The following is a 16,455-nucleotide window of genomic DNA, read 5'->3' as shown; positions in this document are numbered from 1 at the left end:
TTGATTAGGCTTTAAGTGGGGAAATATCCCCACTGAGTCATAACAGCCCGTAATCTGGTTAGCTTTTATTCGTATTCTAATGGGTCTTTCGCGTTATTTTTTTCAAAGGCCTCTAAGCGCTCTTGGCAGGCGCCGCATTTTCCACAGGCCTTTTCTCGGCCGTTATAACACGTCCATGTCAGGTTATAATCCAGTCCCATGTTTAACCCAGCGGTTAAAATATCTATTTTACTTTGATACAAAAAGGGAGACACGATTTCCACTTTTTCATAGTTGGCAATTGCACAGACGTCATTCATGCGTTCAACAAACTCAGGGCGGCAATCAGGGTAAATGTCATGATCACCTGAATGAGCCCCGTAATACACCTTATTTGCATCCAATGAAACGGCGTAACCTACGGCCATGGATAATAAAATCATATTGCGATTAGGGACCACAGTTGACTTCATGCTCTCTTCGGCATAATGCCCTTCTGGGATATCTACATCTGAGGTAAGGGACGAGCCACCAATGAGCTCATTGATTGCGGATATATCAATAATTTTATGAGCCACCCCCAGGGTTTTGCAGGCACGACTGGCGTAATCTAATTCTTTGCTATGACGCTGTCCGTAGTTGAAAGACAGGGCATGTACTTCATAGCCCTCTTTGACAGCCATATTCAGCACGGTAAAAGAATCCATGCCTCCTGAAAAAATTACCACCACCTTTTGTACCATTTGTTCCACTTCTCTATAATCGACTGTTTCAAGATGCTAATGTTAAGCTATCCGGTTGATAAATCCCAGATAACCCTTAGTAAAACCACAGGAAAGCTGTTGAATACATACAAGATAAACGAGGTTTTTGAATCTCTGCAAGGAGAAGGCGCTCATACTGGTGTGCCTTCTATTTTTATTCGTCTTCAGGGTTGCCCTGTTGGCTGCCCTTGGTGCGATACAAAACACACTTGGGAAATAGACCAAAACTTAAAAGTAGCGGCGCCCGTTGTGATGGCGCAAAATGAAGATACCGCGCAATGGTTTGAACATACTCCCGAGCAATTGTTGGCCTTATTTGAGCAGCATGGATATACAGCAAGTAATATTATTCTTACTGGTGGCGAACCTTGTATGTATGATTTAACCAATCTTTCTAGTGTTTTGATTGAAAATGGTTTTAGTGTACAAATTGAAACCAGCGGTACCTATGAAATCTTGACCCATCCTGACACGTGGGTGACCGTGTCACCCAAAGTTAATATGCCAGGTAAACGTGATGTGTTAAAAAGTGCTATGCACCGTGCGAACGAGATAAAACATCCCGTCGCCATGGAAAAGCACATTGAAGAATTAGAACATGTATTGACGCTGCTAGTGGGCTCTGACAACCCAAAACCCTTAATATACTTGCAGCCTATAAGCCAACAAAAAAGAGCAACTGAACTGTGCATTAAAACCTGTATCGCCCGCAATTGGCGGCTATCTCTACAAACTCACAAATTCATTGGAATTGAATAACAAAGGTTTTTATATGCAACGTGATGCAATAAAATTTTTACAAGACTATGCCCACGCGCTTGATCGTCGAGATGAGGAGCGTTTAATTGATTTTTGCTTATTACCCACGGTTGTGATGAATGATCATGACAAACGCGTATTTATTCATGGCGAAGATTTAGCGAAATCTTGCCATGTGATGGTGAAACGGTTACAAGAAGCTGAAATTGTATACCATAAACCTAATTTGACTCAGGCGATCCGCTTGTCTGACTCGCTACATTTTTTGAAAATGCGCTGGCAGTTTTTAGATAAAGACAAACAGGTTATTTTTACCTGTGCTACCTCTTATACCTTGCAGCAAGTAAAAGATGGCTCCTTGAAAATTATTGTGGCTGTAGTAGATGATGATCGAAAATCTATTTTCAGCTTTTTCTCGAATGATAATGAGAGCGAAGTTAGTGGCTAAACTAATTATCCTGCTTAGCGTGTTGTTGTCTTTTACAGTGCATGGGGCAACGTGGCGCATCACTTATCCTAAGCCGATGTCTGAATCAGACAAGCGTTCTAATTACCCAGTGAAACTTCTTTCGCTAGCACTTGAGAAAACAGGGGTGCAGTATTCCCTTATGCCATCAGAGCGCATCATGCTGCAAAATAAAGCCCTAAAACGCTTGATGGACAGCCGTGACGTTAACGTTGTTTGGAGTGTTACGGACAAGCAGCGAGAGCAACAACTTCTGCCGATCCGCATCCCCATTTACAAAGGATTAATTGGCTGGCGTTTGTTGCTGATACGTGACGATATGCCAGCGCGCTTTCAATATGTTCAAAAACTGGAGCACCTCATAAAGCTTATCCCGGTGCAAGGGCGTGACTGGCCCGATACTAAGGTGCTGCAAGCTAATGGATTCAACGTTACTGCTGATAATTCTTATGGCAACTTATTTAATTTATTGCGCCGTGCACAAGGGGACTTTTTTCCGCGCTCTGTTGTTGAGATATGGGATGAAATTGATAATCCTGCATACAATGCTGATTTGATGGTAGAGAAAGAAATCGCCATTCGATATCCAGAGGCTATGTACTTTTTCGTCAATAAAAAGAGCAGACCGCTGGCTAATTTATTAGAACAAGGATTAGAAAAAGCCATTGCCGATGGCTCATTTGAAGAGCTTTTTATGCGCACATTTCAGGACAAGTTGAATAGGGCTAAGATGTCTTCTAGGCATGTATTTGAATTAGAAAATAGCTTTTTACCGTCTGTGACGCCTCTTGAACGAAAAGAGTTGTGGTATCAATTTGACGATCTCGCATCTGGATCTGAAAAGTAGCGGATGTAGAGCGGGGTTTCTTGTATCACTGTTACTAGCAATAACCCATAAAAATAGGCAATGAAAAAAAGGCCACGGTGGAATATTTCACCGTGCCCTTTGTGCGTAAAATGCAGCGTTGGCGCAATTCGATACTTGATACCAAACCTCGCTCAACTGCTGTATTCTTTATTCTTCTTAAGCCTCTTTTACATTGACCACATAGCGGCCAACCACTTTGCCTTGTAAGAACTTATCCAAGTATTCAGGTGTTTGGCTCAAGGTAATTTCTTGTTGATAGCTGTCTAAATTAGGTAGCTTCATGTCGGTCGCTACCCGCTGCCAAATGTGCTTCTTGTCTTCTAAGGGAATATACACAGAGTCGACACCCAGTAGGGATATACCGCGAGTGATAAAAGGAATAACACTCATGGCAATATCAGCTGAGGCTGCTAAACCTACTGAAGCCACGCCGCCGCCAGGCTTAAGCTGTTTTAACAAGCCCGTTAGATAATCCCCCCCTAAGGTATCAATGGCATGTGCCCAAGTAGGCTTACCTGCAAGGGCGTCTTTAACCTCTAAAAGACTGTCTCTGTGCAGAATTTCACTGGCACCAAGTGCTTTTAATTTATCTGATTGTTCGGGCTTTCCTGAAAACGCTATCGCCTCATATCCTAATTGCTTGAGTAGTGCGATGCTAATTGTGCCCACACCGCCGGTAGCACCCGTTATTGCCACAGTGCCATCACTGGGCTTGGCGCCCATTTGCTCAAGTTTTTGGATGCAAAGCGCTGCGGTAAGTCCGCCAGTACCATATGTCATGGCTTCTTTTAACGACAAGCTTTCAGGGCAGGCAACTGCCCAATCAGCTGGTATAGATATTACTTGGCCAAGGCCGCCCGGAGTGTTCATGCCTAAGTCATACCCGAACACCAATACCTCATCGCCTGCGTTAAACGTGCCTGATTTGTCGCTTATAACGATGCCGGCGGCATCTATGCCCGGTGTGTGCGGAAAGTGCTGGCTAATGCGTTTGTTGCCGCTGGCGGACATAGCATCTTTATAGTTAAGTGATGAGTAGTGCACTTCAATAAGCAAATCATTGTCTGGTAAATCACTGATGCTGCGCTGCACGATATGCTTGCTAAATGTTTTGTCATCTTGCTCTTCAACAAGCAAAGCGGTAAAGGTACTGGGCTGAGACATAAAGATATTACTCCGGTTATGAATATTGAAGACGGCTAGTGAACCAACGCTGCTGCCTATTTAGAGTGAAGCATAAGTGTCACTAAACGATAAAAGCGATAAGCAGCTAATGCAGCCGCCACGATACTTTTGCTACCAATAAATGTTGGGGGAGGTGTTCAGTATTCAAGTGGTAAACCAGATATTCTGAAGCATTGAGAGCATCCTTTAATATGGATTTTCTATTCATCTGGTGAAGTCAGGTGAATTAGGCAAATAAAGTATATAAATCTTAAAAGCAGATTTACTCTAAATACAAAGAAGATCACGCGGGCGGGTTTTCATGCCAGACGGGTATTGCTTGAACCGGCTAGGCACCATTGAATGAGGAATAGCAATGTCGATTGAATTTATGGGTAAAACAGCCATCATCTCTGGTGCTGCTGGTGGGATAGGTCTCGCTTTAGCCGAAGCCTTAGGCAAACAGGGTATGAATATTGTAATGGGCGACATTGATATTAAGGCATTGGCGGTATCTAGACAGTCGCTGCTAGACAAGGGCGTCAATGTGCTAGCCTGCGAATTAGACGTGACAGACTATAAGCAATGGCAAGATGTGGTCGCTCGGGCAAAAGATACTTATGGCAATGTGCATATGGTGATTAATAATGCTGGTGTGGGCGGCATACCCGGTAAGATTGAAGATACTGAACACGAAACGTGGCGCTGGGTAATGGATGTTAACGTCATGGGCGTTTTGTACGGTGCGCAGGCGTGCGTGCCCGCCATAAAAGAGCATGGTGAAGGCGGCTGGGTAGTTAATGTAGCCTCTATGGCCGGCATGTTGGGGATGCCTTATGCCGGAGCGTACTGCGCCTCAAAAGCGGCCGTGGTGTCAATGACAGAAAGCTGGGCGGTAGAGCTTGCACCTCACAATATTCACGTATCGGCGTTATGCCCTGCATTCGTAAAAACCCGTATTCACGAATCTCATCGTAATCGCCAAGAAAAATACACGGTTGCCCCCACAGATCGTCAAGATAAAAAGAAATTACAAGCAGGGGCTAATGCTGCCACCTTGGCGGTAGAGTCGGGCATACCCGCTAGCGTACTTGCACAGCGCGTGCTGGAAGCACTGAAGTCGAAGCAGACTTATATTTATACTCATCCGAATTACCGTAAAGTGACAAGCGGCCGTTCAAAAGCAATTGATAAGGCTTTTGTTGATGCCCAAGAAAGTCCAGTCGTAGGTCACTTAATTGATGAAGAAATAGTGACGTTTTAATTGCTATTGTCATTTTATAAATGAGTGAAGAAGGGGCGTAAGCTCCTTTTTTATGGCTGTTTTTGTATTTTACCTACTCACAGACTTCCCCTTACTCCCACTGATACATGATTCACAGATTAGCAGGCACAAAAAAACCGCCGAAGCGGTTTTTAAATTCTTGCTGATGACAATGACAAACTAGTTAGCTTGGTTATGCACATCTCGCATCGCTCGGCCTGAAGGGTCAGCATTGCCTTTAAAGCTTGCATCCCACTCAAGAGCTTCTACTGTACTGCAGGCGATTGACTTGCCACCTGGTACACAGTGTGCGGCACTTTCTTGCGGGAAGAAAGACTCAAACACAGTACGGAAGTAGTATCCTTCTTTCGTATCCGGTGTGTTGATAGGGAAACGGAACGCAGCCGTCGCTAGTTGTTGATCAGTGATGTCTTGCTCAACTTTTTCTTTAATCGAGTCAATCCATGAATAGCCTACGCCATCGCTGAACTGCTCTTTTTGACGCCATAGCACTTCAGCAGGCAAGTACTCACCATTATCAAATGCTTTACGTAAAATCCATTTTTCCATTTTGCCGTCAAGACACATTTTGTCTTGTGGGTTTAAGCGCATGGCTACATCCAAGAACTCTTTATCAAGGAAAGGTACGCGTGCTTCTACGCCCCAAGCTGAGGTGGATTTATTTGCTCGAGCGCAATCAAACATGTGTAAACGCTCAAGTTTACGCACGGTTTCTTCATGGAACTCTTTGGCATTTGGCGCTTTGTGGAAATACAAATAGCCACCAAAAATTTCATCCGCGCCTTCACCTGACAACACCATTTTAATGCCCATAGCCTTGATTTTGCGGCTCATTAGGTACATAGGTGTGGCTGCACGAATAGTTGTGACATCATAAGTTTCAAGGTGGTAAATCACGTCACGAATGGCATCTAAGCCTTCTTGCACGGTGAAATGTACTTCATGATGCACAGTGCCAATCATATCCGCTACTTTTTGTGCAGCGATTAAATCCGGCGCGCCTTCAAGACCCACAGCGAATGAGTGCAAACGCGGCCACCAAGCATCAGACTCGTCATTGTCTTCAACACGCTTAGCCACGTATTTAGCTGCTATAGCAGATACTAATGATGAATCTAAACCACCTGAAAGTAATACGCCGTAAGGCACATCAGACATCAAGTGCGACTTTACTGATTTTTCAAACGCTACTTTTAAATCATTTAAGTCAGTGGTGTTGTCTTTAATATTTTCGTAATTCATCCAGTCGCGCTGATAGTATTTTTTCAGCTCGCCTGATTTACTCCACAGGTAATGCCCAGGAGGGAATTCTTGTACCGTTTTGCAAACAGGCACTAATGACTTCATTTCAGAGGCTACGTAGAAGTTGCCGTGCTCGTCAAAACCTGTGTACAACGGAATAATGCCCATGTGGTCACGAGCGATAAGGTAGGCATCTTGTGCTTGATCGTACAGTACGAATGCGAACATACCTTGCAGTTGGTCGATAAACTCAACGCCTTGCTGTTCATACAAAGGAAGAATGACTTCACAGTCAGATTTTGTTCTAAAATCATATGGTTGAGCGAGGTTTTGCTCAAGAGCCTTGTGGTTGTATATCTCACCATTAACGGCAAGTACATTATTATTATCTCGGCTGATAAGTGGTTGCGCGCCTTTGTCAACGTCAACGATCGCTAAGCGCTCGTGACACAAAATAGCATTATCATTATTCCATACACCTGACCAGTCAGGACCGCGATGGCGCAGTAATTTGGAAAGTTCTAATGCTTGCGTTCTAAGTTCTGATACATCAGTTTTGATGTCCAGAATGCCGAAAATACCACACATAAAAAGGCTTCTCTCTTGGTTATTTGTTACTAACTCATATAGCTGATTCGCTTGGTTTCATTGAAAACCAAACATGCGTGCGGGGAAAGTGCTGGTTATAGTATTTATTATTACTTTCTTGCGCCCTTGAATTTGCCAGTATGAGAAAAAAAAGCAAGGGGAAACTGTAATTTTTTTACACTTGTTGGCTATTAGTTAGATTAACGGCTGTTTATTAGCATTAATCAAACATAATTTCGTCTGATAAAAGGCAAATGACCGGTTGGTTGAAAAACTCACCAACCGGTTTTGATGGGGAAATTTAGCAGCAGAAAATTACTTACGTTGAAACTCGCTGCTGGCATTCCACTTAGGCCAATCCGCCGATTGGGCAATGTCATATCCTACTTCGAACAACAGTTGAGCATCTTCACGTACACCTGAAAAATCCCAGTTTTCACGGAATTGATCGCAAACTTGGTGATAACACCCTGTAATCAATACTTTAGTGCGCTTTTTGTACTGTGCGGTTTGCTCATCGATAGGGGTGTTTCCCCCTTTTGCATACAAAGCTGGCACCCCTTGTTTGGCAAAGCTGAAATGATCCGAGCGATAATATGAGCCGGCCTCAGGGCGTGATTCTTGGGTTAATGTTCTGTCTTGACGCGCTGCGGCTTTAGCCAAGTAGGTCTCCAGTTCTGACTTGCCCATGCCAACAACTGAAACATCTTTCGTGCGCCCCAGAACGTTCATGGCGTCCATATTAATATTCGCTACTGTCTTATTAAGCGGAATAATTGGATGCTGAGCATAGTACTGTGAGCCCAACAAGCCTTGTTCTTCAGCGGTGACAATAAGAAAGTCGACGGAGCGTTTTGGTGCCGAGTTCAGCGCTTTATAGGCTCTGGCGATAGCAAGCGCGCTGGCGGTACCGGTGGCATTGTCGTGGGCGCCGTTGTATATATTGTCGCCTTCTTTGCTGTCATCTTTACCTAAGTGATCCCAGTGAGCAGTGTAAATGACATGCTCGTCAGGTGTTTCTGAGCCAGGCAGGGTCGCCATCACGTTGTAGCTAACCGACTTTTTCATCGTGCTGTTTACCGTCACTGAAGCTTTTTGTTTTAGGCTAGTGTGATAGGGGCCTTTTAAGGCTTTGGCTTTTTCTTCGGTAAAGTTTAATCCGGCAGCCGAGAAAACCTGTTTTGCCGCATCATTCGATAACCAGCCTTCTACCGCAACCCGCTCTGCATTGCCGTTTTCGCTGACTAAGCTGTATTGTGGACCACTCCAACTATTTGCTACCACAGACCAGCCGTAAGATGCAGGGGCTGTTTCATGCACTATGATTGCTGCAGCTGCACCCTGACGGCTTGCTTCTTCGTATTTGTAAGTCCAGCGCCCATAATAGGTCATGGTTTTACCTTGAAATCTACCGCTGTCAGGGCGCTCAAAGCCTGGGTCGTTGACCAGAATTACCACTGTTTTGCCTTTAACATCAAGGCCCTCATAGTCATTCCAATCGTATTCTGGGGCGTTAACGCCAAAGCCAACAAATACCACGTCCGAGTCAGTCACGTTGACTTGCTGTTGCTCGCGTTTTGTTGAGGCAATCATGCCTTTTTTATAGGCGAACTGATTGTCACCTATGGTCATGGTCATGTCCGGTGAGGCGGTCATTTCTAATAAATTAACCGCTTGCAAGTAGCTGTCACCGTTACCCGGTTGATAGCCCATTTGCTTAAAGTTGCTGACTAGATAATCAAGAGTGACTTTCTCACCTTTTGAGGTGGGTGAGCGCCCTTCAAATTCATCAGAGGCTAAAGTTTTGGTGTGTGCTTTGAGCGTTGCATCTGTAATGTTCTGATACGCAAGGCTAAAGTCGTTATCTGCACTGGACGTAGAAGTGTTGTCGCTATTTACTCCACAGGCAAACAAAGTTGCGCTGATTAACGGGATAGCGGCCAGTTGAATTCTTTTCATTGTTATATTCACCTAGTTTTAAATTATGTCATGCCTATGTGTATTCTGTGGATACGAGACACAAAGGAGTTGATATAATGCCACTCATCAACTTACTCGCAACGAATTTTGTTTTTCTTTTTATGTCGTTACCTTGGAATAAACCCTTTACACAGCAGTTATCTTGCGCTCCGTTAGCCCGTTTGAACGCCCAGTTTTTTCTCAGTGACTTTTCTGATTGGCCAAATGCTGAAGGGTTAAATACTTTGAAACAACGATTTTTAGCAGATGATCGAAGCGTCCCGGATTTTATCGACCAAGACGCTTTGCCCCCCACTGATAATTACTACGAACAAATTATTTTCAAACAAGGGCATATCCCTACCAGAGCTAACGGTTGGCATGACTTGTTCAACGGCTTGGTATGGTTGCAATATCCTCTCAGCAAAAAGCGTCTAAACCAACTGCATGTTGAAGACATTAAACAGAACGGTCTTAGCCCACGTAGTCGCCAGCGCAACCACATAACTCACTTCGATGAATGTGGAGTGATATTGGCGGTTGAATCATCAGTGGGTAAAAAGGTGACTGAGTTACTGCGTGAGCATAACTGGACTGAGGCGTTGTACCAGAATAGAGCGCAGTGGGGAGAAGGTATTCATGCCCGCATGTTTGGCCATGCCAACTATGAAATGTTGCTCGACCCGTTTATTGGGTTAACAGGTAAATGGCTGGCGGTACGTGTTGAGCCAGGATTTGCTCAGCGAAGCATGCTGGAGCAAAACGCTGAAGTAGACCAGTGCTTGTGTACGATGATAAACACCACTGAACTATTCAAACAAGCTAAACCGTTATTACCTTTACCGCTTTTGGGGATTGCCCAGTGGAGTGAATTAAATACGGACGCACAATTCTATCAAAATACCGATTATTTTCGCCCAAAACGTCGTTAAGCACATCATCCTTTATCAAACCTGACAACCAAATGCATTTAGTAAAAGGCGATAATTAACGCCCAAACTAGCCAAAGAGTCAGGCAAGGGGCAAACGCAATCACTAATGCTCTACGCCGACTTAACGTGACCCACTGGCTAACGCCTATGGCGAGTAGGTACATGCTCCAAAATATTTCCAGCTTGATGCTACTGGCTAAACCAAACCATTCGGATGAAACAGGAATAGCAAATAGGAACGATAAAGCGCTAGGAGACACGGCATCAAAGCTAATTTGCCCATGATCTAGCCAAACAAGAATGACGCCGCTAAACAGTGCGCCCACGCACGATGGCAATAAGATCCACCAAGTAAAACCAAACCAGTCACTAAAACTCTTGATGTTATCAGGATCTGATTTGGTCACCACATTTAGATAGAAAGCAATAATAGACACTAATATCAATAACATAATCACAGGGGTAATCACGGTGCCAACAATACTTTTAGTTGCATCGAGTGACGCGCTGATCGCTTGTTGTTCTCCAGGGCTGATATTGGCAAATTGACTGTCAATAATGACCTCTTTATACCACTGAAAATCAACCACCTGAAAATAGTAATAAACCGGTAAAATAGCGGCAAGTGTGACCAACAGAAATGGCAACCACGACCAGTTATGTTGCTCTTTTAACTGGGCAAACGTTGCCTTAGGATGGCGCAGTACACCAATACAGGCAGTGAAGGGATTGAGAGGTGAGAGCATGAAACGTGTCCTTGTTTAACCTATTCTGTGGCTGTGTAAATAACTAATGTTATGATTTTAAACATGATTGTCGCATTTTTCAGCTACTAGGTTGTAGCTAATTGAGCTAAAGTAACAAACTCTTTGCAACCCAAGGCAAGCAGCGGCCTTGAGCAAAAAACAGCCGTGAGCGAAAAATAGCCGTGTGCGAACAAGCAGTCGCGAGTTAAAAAAGGTAAAGGAATGATCGAGATAGTTGGCTTAGCCAAAAAGTTTTCAGTAGAAAATCCTAAAAAACTCAGTGAGCAAGAACGTAAAGATCCCAGACTCAAAGGGCGCTTTTTTCATTCTGTCATTGATGTGTCCTTAACCTGCCAGCAAGGGGAAGTATTGGGTTTGCTTGGCCCAAATGGTGCTGGCAAAACCACGACACTACGCATGTTGTCCACCGCACTTAAACCCGACAGCGGCAGCATTACCATTAATGGCACGGATGTGCTGGTAAATCCGGTAATGGCGCGCAAAAAGATAGGTTTCCTATCGGGCTCGACGGGCTTGTACGGGCGGCTTTCTGGTCGTGAGAACATTGAATACTTCGCTAAATTGCATGGTATGACGCCAGCACAAATCAAACAAAAAATTGAGGCACTTGCCGAGCTCCTTGATATGCATACATTTTTAGACCGGCGCAGTGAGAACTTCTCTACCGGTATGAAACAAAAAGTTGCTATTGCCCGTGCTGTGGTACATGACCCCGAAGTTGTGATCCTGGATGAGCCGACAACCGGCCTAGATATTATGGCGACTCAAACCGTGCTGCGCTTTATTCGCGGCCTAAAAGAGCAAGGCACGCCGGTGATATTCTCTACCCATCATTTAGATGAAGTGAGCGAATTATGCGACCGCGTTGCGGTTATCGACCAAGGGTTGAGCAAATTTGACGGGGAGCTGAACGCGTTTACTCAGCTAGCGGATGGTTCGTTGCATCAAGCGTTTTTAACCAGCATTAACACTGAACGTCAATAAGGAGGGAAATACTATGTGGTTAGTCTTTTTTAAAGAAATAAAAGAATTGCTGCGCGACCGTAAAACGCTGTTTTTTATGATTGCATTACCGATCCTCATTTTCCCGTTAATTTTTGGCGGCATGGCGTATTTTACCGCTCAGGCTTTTGAAAAAGCGGAAAGCAAAGTCCTGAAATACGCGTTGGTGAACGACCAGTATGCGCCAGAGCTAACAAATGATTTAGCAGCGTCAGATAAATTTGAGCGTGTAGATATTGCCAATAGCGCCGATTACACGGCGTTAATTAACAGTGACACCGTTGATTTTGTCATGGTGCTGCCAGAAAACTACAGTGCAGATATTCTTCAAAGCGGCCAGTTAACCATAACACTTCATTTAAATGACGCGGGATTAAACATGGTGCGCAACCGGGTGAATTCACTAGTGCAAAAGTATGCTGATGCGTATCAAACATCAGCGTTTTCTGAACTTGGTGTCACCTCGGTGCAGCAAGATGCTTTGTTAACCCCCATTGTTTTAGAGCAAATAAGCACAGCGGATCAACGGGAGAGTTGGGGCGAGAAAATAGGCGGTATGCTGCCATATTTACTCTTTATATTGTGCTTTCAAGGGGCGATGTTTCCTGCGACCGACATTGGTGCCGGTGAAAAAGAGCGAGGCACATTAGAAACGCTGCTTATTTCGCCTATCGATCGTACGAAAATCGTTTTAGGTAAATTTTTAACGATCGCCTGTGCTGGCGCTACCACCGCATTGATTACCGTCGTCAGCATGGCAGTATGGGGATTAGTCCTCAGCCGCGGCTTTGCTATGCAGTTCGTGGCTGACTTCATGAGTCAAATTGGCATTATTGATTTTGTATTGATGTTTTTGATGCTGATCCCGCTGGTGGCTATTTTTGCGGCAGTATTGTTGAGTATTTCAATTTATGCTCGCAGTTTTAAGGAAGCCCAGAGTTACATGGGGCCTTTAGTCATTTTCGTTATCATACCGGTCATGGTGGCACTGATGCCAGGAGTTGAACTTAAAGGCGGTTGGGCTTGGGTGCCTTTAACAAATGTAGCGCTGGCCATGAAAGAGCTGGTAAAAGGTACCATGGACTATTTTCAGTTGATTGCTATTTTTGGCTCAACGGCATTGATTGCTGCATTACTGCTAGGGTTTTGTGTGTACTGGTTCAAACAAGAAAAGGTATTGTTTAGATAAGCGATTCAATCAGACAAACCGGCATGTTTGCTAAACCAGCTAAATCACCTAAATAGGTCGATTTGCTTAATTAGCTAGGCGACCGGCAGTGATTCACTTCGGGCGTTTTTTAGTTTTCGTGCAGTGAGCAACAGCCTTATTTATTAATTAAGGGCTTAGCGAATCAAATATAGATATCTGCTGATGGCTGTTTTGCGATGCTGATAATACCAGTGCAGGCAAAGGAGCATCAGGGTAGGTGAGGTTATAGTCATGAATAAAGGCCGCCGCTAACCAAGGTGCATCTTTATTATCAGGCATATGAAAGAAAATAGATGGGCTTTTACCCTCATCCAGCCAGTGTTTTATCTTGTTGATCCACGGCCGGTAAAACGATGCGCATTTGTCAATCTGTTGATGCCCAACGAAACGCACGACAGGAGTATCGCCGGTAGCGATAACATTGGTGGGTACGCGCGGCTTTTTACGTTGAACATCGATGACTAATTCACGCTCATCTCCAGTGTATTGACTTGGCTCACAAGCAAAAAGGGCGCGGGTGTCCATTATCACTCGGTCTGCTTTATGTGACAGCAACAACTGATTCAACAGTTTTTCGTGTTCACCTTTTTGAAAAAACGCCGATTGGCGGACTTCCACACTCATAGGTAAATCTGTTGGGATGGTATCAAGGAGCACTTCAAGTTGGTTGATATGTGATGGGGTAAATTGTTTTGGTAGCTGTAACATAACGCCGCCAAGGGTTTCGCCTAGCAAACTCAGGTTATCGATAGTGTGCTTTAGTTCGTCTGTGCATGCATCTAGTTGACCCGAATGACTAATACTGCGGGGTAACTTTAGAACAAAGCGAAAATCATCAGGCACGCTGTCGCGCCATTTTTTAAGGGTGTCTTGATTGGGTAAATGATAAAAACTGCTATTGCATTCTACGCTATTAAACAGCCCGCTATAAGATTGCAGGGCGGTTCTGTTACTGCTTTTGGGCGGGTAAATACTGCTAAACCAAGCATCATGGGTCCAAATAGGACAGCCTATATTAACTCTTAGCATAGCAGCGATAAGCAGTAATATGTCACACAACACCCTGCTCTGTGTCCGTTAACAGTTTTGTTATCTCCAGCTTTGATATGTAGGCCCTTTGTATTAACCAGCTATCTGCACAGTGTTGTTTTAAAGTGCTTCGTATTAAACAGTACACTAGGGGCTGTTTAACACGTTCATAACGAATAAACTGTACTATTAGACTTTATAGTATTTTAACTTTACTAGCATTTTTTCGACTATAGCTTTGAGATTTTCACTCGCCAGTTTAGTGTTTTTGACATGCTCGGCATTTTCGTTTCCAGATGTGTGAATGCTCGCTACACGTCCACTGATATCTGCTGAAGCTTGCTTCTGGTGGTTCACTGCACTTGCTATTTGGATGTTGTAATCTGAAATTTTTGCCACCGAACGCAACACATCATCTACTGCTACCCCAGCTTTTCTAGTGCTTTCGACGTTAACGAGTGAGTTTTCTTTATTTTGGGCTATCATCTCAGTAGTTTGCTTGGCACCGTGATGTAAACGCTCGATCATGGCCCTAATTTCTTCTGTTGATCTCTGTGTTCTACTGGCTAGTGTGCGAACTTCGTCGGCTACTACAGCAAAGCCTCTTCCATGTTCTCCTGCTCTTGCAGCTTCAATTGCTGCATTCAAAGCAAGTAAATTAGTCTGCTCAGCGATATTTTGGATGACCTCTAAAACCCCCGTGATTTCAGCACTAGCATTTGTAAGCTCATTAACAACTTCGGCGGAGTTTTCTACCTCATCTGCTTGACGAGAAATAGAATCGATAATGTGTGCTAGCTCAGTGGAACTCACTTGTGCCTCTCCGTCCGCCGCTTTTGCGGCATCCTCTGCATTCCTAGCACTTTCGCCCAAAGACAGGGCTGTATTGTTCATATCATGTAGAGCGAGAGAAACTTGTTCGGTTTGAGCGCTTTGATGAACCACGAGATCGCTAGCCTGGGTAGATATTGTTGTAAGTTCTCTCGCAGACTCCAATAGTTCCACTGATGCCTGAGTAACATCGCTTATAGTCAACTGAATGCGGTCTAAAAGACTGTCTAAAGCATTTGACATGCGACCAAGTTCATCTGATTTGGATGAATTGAATCTTATAGTGAGATCCCCTTCGCCTTGAGCTATATCTTCTATAGCTTTGGTATATTTGTACAGTGGTTCACCCACTATTTTTTTCACTAATACAATAAGCACTAAGATAATAACTGCCGCAATAAATAATGTTATAAATACAATTTTAGTAATTTCAGTAAATATTGTGTCGGTTATTTCTTCATTAGAATACCCCAGTAAAATGTCGTAACCCCATGCATTAAAAGGAACTGTGGTGAGCGTCCATTTCTCATCCCTTTCATTGATTATAGCGTTAATAGCACTTTCGGATAAGTGTTGGGAATGAAGACGAATATTTCCCGTTACATCTCTAAGAGCAACAAACCCCTCATTCAGAATAGTCTGTTTAGCCAGTGCAGATTCTAGCTCTTTCAAATCTGCAGAGTATCCGACGTACCAAATTCCAATTACCTCACCGTTGGTAGCGAATATTGGTTCGTAGCCTGTAATATAGGGCTTCCCTAAGATGTCGACTTGACCATAGTAAGCTTTACCTTGATTTATGTTTTTTATCGCACTACCAGTAGGAGAAAGCTTCGTGCCAATCGCGCGCTGTTTGTCTTTCATCACATTGGTTGATATTCGTACATAATCACTTCCATTTTTTACAAAAATGGTCGCTGTACCAGACATAATATTCGTCACACTATCAACCAGAGCATGTTGGTTTGCTTGAGTGGATTGTCCTAACACAAGATCTGGAATTTCAAGATCTTTTATATTGACCAGCGAGCCTAATTTAGGGGGGCCAAGAGCGCTTGCCTGCTGTTTCAATAGTGCCATGCTATTGTTAACCCTATCACTCATAATGGAGTCAATAACGGTTAACAAGCTCTTTATCTTACCGCTTGTCTGGGTGGTATCTCTCTCAACTCTCAAATGTATATCAGACGTTACGGTGACGATTGTGACCGTAATACTGATAGCACCGAAGAGGACGATTAAGGCTAAGATGGAAGAAATAAATTTTCTTTGTATAGACATGTAATTTTTCCGTTAGAAACAGTGAGTTTATATTTGTAACGCTAGGTAGAAAAATGAATCATTATCTTGGTAGTTCAATGCTAAGAGTAAAGAGACGTTACATTGTTATCGGCCAACAGTCTTAAACTTATAGTTTGATACGATAACGCCATCTTCGAAAGCCCAAATAACCTAGCAGTAAAAGGTAAGCTGTTCATAGCTTGAGCATGCAATACTTGCGTGGCTCAACGTACCTCTAAACTAAGATAAAGTGTTGTGTGTTTAAAAATAAGCCATTTTAACTAACGTTAGCAATTGCCGACTAGGTTCACTTGGGGATTGTCCGCTTT

Annotated in this window: 14 protein-coding genes; 7 read left to right on the top strand and 7 right to left on the bottom strand. The window is 43.7% G+C overall.

Annotated elements, in window-relative coordinates:
* Nucleotides 1–65: 65 nt before the first annotated feature.
* Nucleotides 66–722 carry a 7-cyano-7-deazaguanine synthase QueC gene (queC, locus tag GMES_RS15285; protein WP_006993639.1) on the bottom strand — a complete coding sequence of 219 codons (657 nt, stop codon included), beginning with the start codon at nt 720–722 and terminating at the stop codon, nt 66–68.
* Between the two features lie 39 nt (nt 723–761).
* Here queC and queE point away from each other — a divergent pair, with 39 nt between their 5' ends.
* The 3 genes from queE (at nt 762) to GMES_RS15270 (ending at nt 2,815) form a co-directional block, all read left to right on the top strand.
* A complete protein-coding gene (queE, locus tag GMES_RS15280) occupies nt 762–1,502 on the top strand; it encodes a 7-carboxy-7-deazaguanine synthase QueE (protein WP_006993638.1) in 741 nt (246 codons plus the stop codon).
* A 13-nt stretch (nt 1,503–1,515) separates the two neighbouring features.
* The gene (locus GMES_RS15275) at nt 1,516–1,950 is read left to right on the top strand and encodes a DUF6841 family protein (RefSeq protein WP_006993637.1); all 435 of its coding nucleotides are present in this window, start codon (nt 1,516–1,518) and stop codon (nt 1,948–1,950) included.
* A gap of 76 nt (nt 1,951–2,026) precedes the next feature.
* Nucleotides 2,027–2,815 carry a transporter substrate-binding domain-containing protein gene (locus GMES_RS15270; RefSeq protein ID WP_033186193.1) on the top strand — a complete coding sequence of 263 codons (789 nt, stop codon included), beginning with the start codon at nt 2,027–2,029 and terminating at the stop codon, nt 2,813–2,815.
* A 177-nt stretch (nt 2,816–2,992) separates the two neighbouring features.
* Here the strand turns inward: GMES_RS15270 and GMES_RS15265 are convergent, their stop codons facing one another.
* On the bottom strand, nt 2,993–4,000 hold the full coding sequence (locus tag GMES_RS15265) for a YhdH/YhfP family quinone oxidoreductase (RefSeq protein ID WP_006993634.1): 1,008 nt from the start codon (nt 3,998–4,000) through the stop codon (nt 2,993–2,995).
* Between the two features lie 376 nt (nt 4,001–4,376).
* On the opposite strand from GMES_RS15265, the gene GMES_RS15260 reads away from it, so the two are divergent.
* Nucleotides 4,377–5,264, top strand: coding sequence for an SDR family NAD(P)-dependent oxidoreductase (locus GMES_RS15260; protein WP_006993633.1), 888 nt, complete (start codon nt 4,377–4,379; stop codon nt 5,262–5,264).
* Between the two features lie 180 nt (nt 5,265–5,444).
* Here the strand turns inward: GMES_RS15260 and asnB are convergent, their stop codons facing one another.
* Both asnB and GMES_RS15250 read right to left on the bottom strand, forming a co-directional pair.
* Nucleotides 5,445–7,115: an asparagine synthase B gene (gene asnB, locus GMES_RS15255; RefSeq protein ID WP_006993632.1), complete on the bottom strand. Its 1,671-nt coding sequence runs from the start codon at nt 7,113–7,115 to the stop codon at nt 5,445–5,447.
* Between the two features lie 315 nt (nt 7,116–7,430).
* Entirely contained in the window at nt 7,431–9,074 is a 1,644-nt protein-coding gene (locus tag GMES_RS15250) for a M28 family metallopeptidase (RefSeq protein ID WP_006993631.1), read from the bottom strand.
* A gap of 77 nt (nt 9,075–9,151) precedes the next feature.
* On the opposite strand from GMES_RS15250, the gene GMES_RS15245 reads away from it, so the two are divergent.
* The gene (locus GMES_RS15245) at nt 9,152–10,006 is read left to right on the top strand and encodes a DUF3025 domain-containing protein (RefSeq protein ID WP_006993630.1); all 855 of its coding nucleotides are present in this window, start codon (nt 9,152–9,154) and stop codon (nt 10,004–10,006) included.
* 38 nt (nt 10,007–10,044) lie between these two features.
* Here the strand turns inward: GMES_RS15245 and GMES_RS15240 are convergent, their stop codons facing one another.
* Nucleotides 10,045–10,752, bottom strand: coding sequence for a Yip1 family protein (locus GMES_RS15240; protein ID WP_006993629.1), 708 nt, complete (start codon nt 10,750–10,752; stop codon nt 10,045–10,047).
* Nucleotides 10,753–10,974: 222 nt separating this feature from the next.
* On the opposite strand from GMES_RS15240, the gene GMES_RS15235 reads away from it, so the two are divergent.
* Together GMES_RS15235 and GMES_RS15230 are read left to right on the top strand one after the other, a co-directional pair.
* Nucleotides 10,975–11,757, top strand: coding sequence for an ABC transporter ATP-binding protein (locus GMES_RS15235; RefSeq protein WP_006993627.1), 783 nt, complete (start codon nt 10,975–10,977; stop codon nt 11,755–11,757).
* Between the two features lie 13 nt (nt 11,758–11,770).
* Nucleotides 11,771–12,964, top strand: coding sequence for an ABC transporter permease (locus GMES_RS15230; RefSeq protein WP_006993626.1), 1,194 nt, complete (start codon nt 11,771–11,773; stop codon nt 12,962–12,964).
* Nucleotides 12,965–13,111: 147 nt separating this feature from the next.
* On the opposite strand, the gene GMES_RS15225 is transcribed toward GMES_RS15230, so the two are convergent.
* Nucleotides 13,112–14,014 carry a DUF72 domain-containing protein gene (locus GMES_RS15225; RefSeq protein ID WP_039987585.1) on the bottom strand — a complete coding sequence of 301 codons (903 nt, stop codon included), beginning with the start codon at nt 14,012–14,014 and terminating at the stop codon, nt 13,112–13,114.
* A 189-nt stretch (nt 14,015–14,203) separates the two neighbouring features.
* Nucleotides 14,204–16,126, bottom strand: coding sequence for a methyl-accepting chemotaxis protein (locus GMES_RS15220; RefSeq protein WP_006993624.1), 1,923 nt, complete (start codon nt 16,124–16,126; stop codon nt 14,204–14,206).
* Nucleotides 16,127–16,455: the final 329 nt, after the last annotated feature.

Source organism: Paraglaciecola mesophila KMM 241, assembly GCF_000315015.1.
Lineage (GTDB): Bacteria > Pseudomonadota > Gammaproteobacteria > Enterobacterales > Alteromonadaceae > Paraglaciecola > Paraglaciecola mesophila.
This window is presented reverse-complemented; position numbering and strand designations above follow the sequence as displayed.

Bases quoted from the DNA above. Each gene is read 5' to 3' on its own strand.
- GMES_RS15220 (WP_006993624.1), bottom strand. From the start codon at position 16,126: ATGTCTATACAAAGAAAATTTATTTCTTCCATCTTAGCCTTAATCGTC.
- GMES_RS15265 (WP_006993634.1), bottom strand. From the start codon at position 4,000: ATGTCTCAGCCCAGTACCTTTACCGCTTTGCTTGTTGAAGAGCAAGAT.
- GMES_RS15225 (WP_039987585.1), bottom strand. From the start codon at position 14,014: ATGCTAAGAGTTAATATAGGCTGTCCTATTTGGACCCATGATGCTTGG.
- GMES_RS15270 (WP_033186193.1), top strand. From the start codon at position 2,027: ATGTCTGAATCAGACAAGCGTTCTAATTACCCAGTGAAACTTCTTTCG.
- GMES_RS15245 (WP_006993630.1), top strand. From the start codon at position 9,152: ATGCCACTCATCAACTTACTCGCAACGAATTTTGTTTTTCTTTTTATG.
- GMES_RS15235 (WP_006993627.1), top strand. From the start codon at position 10,975: ATGATCGAGATAGTTGGCTTAGCCAAAAAGTTTTCAGTAGAAAATCCT.
- GMES_RS15240 (WP_006993629.1), bottom strand. From the start codon at position 10,752: ATGCTCTCACCTCTCAATCCCTTCACTGCCTGTATTGGTGTACTGCGC.
- GMES_RS15250 (WP_006993631.1), bottom strand. From the start codon at position 9,074: ATGAAAAGAATTCAACTGGCCGCTATCCCGTTAATCAGCGCAACTTTG.
- GMES_RS15260 (WP_006993633.1), top strand. From the start codon at position 4,377: ATGTCGATTGAATTTATGGGTAAAACAGCCATCATCTCTGGTGCTGCT.
- GMES_RS15230 (WP_006993626.1), top strand. From the start codon at position 11,771: ATGTGGTTAGTCTTTTTTAAAGAAATAAAAGAATTGCTGCGCGACCGT.
- GMES_RS15275 (WP_006993637.1), top strand. From the start codon at position 1,516: ATGCAACGTGATGCAATAAAATTTTTACAAGACTATGCCCACGCGCTT.
- asnB (WP_006993632.1), bottom strand. From the start codon at position 7,115: ATGTGTGGTATTTTCGGCATTCTGGACATCAAAACTGATGTATCAGAA.
- queE (WP_006993638.1), top strand. From the start codon at position 762: ATGTTAAGCTATCCGGTTGATAAATCCCAGATAACCCTTAGTAAAACC.
- queC (WP_006993639.1), bottom strand. From the start codon at position 722: ATGGTACAAAAGGTGGTGGTAATTTTTTCAGGAGGCATGGATTCTTTT.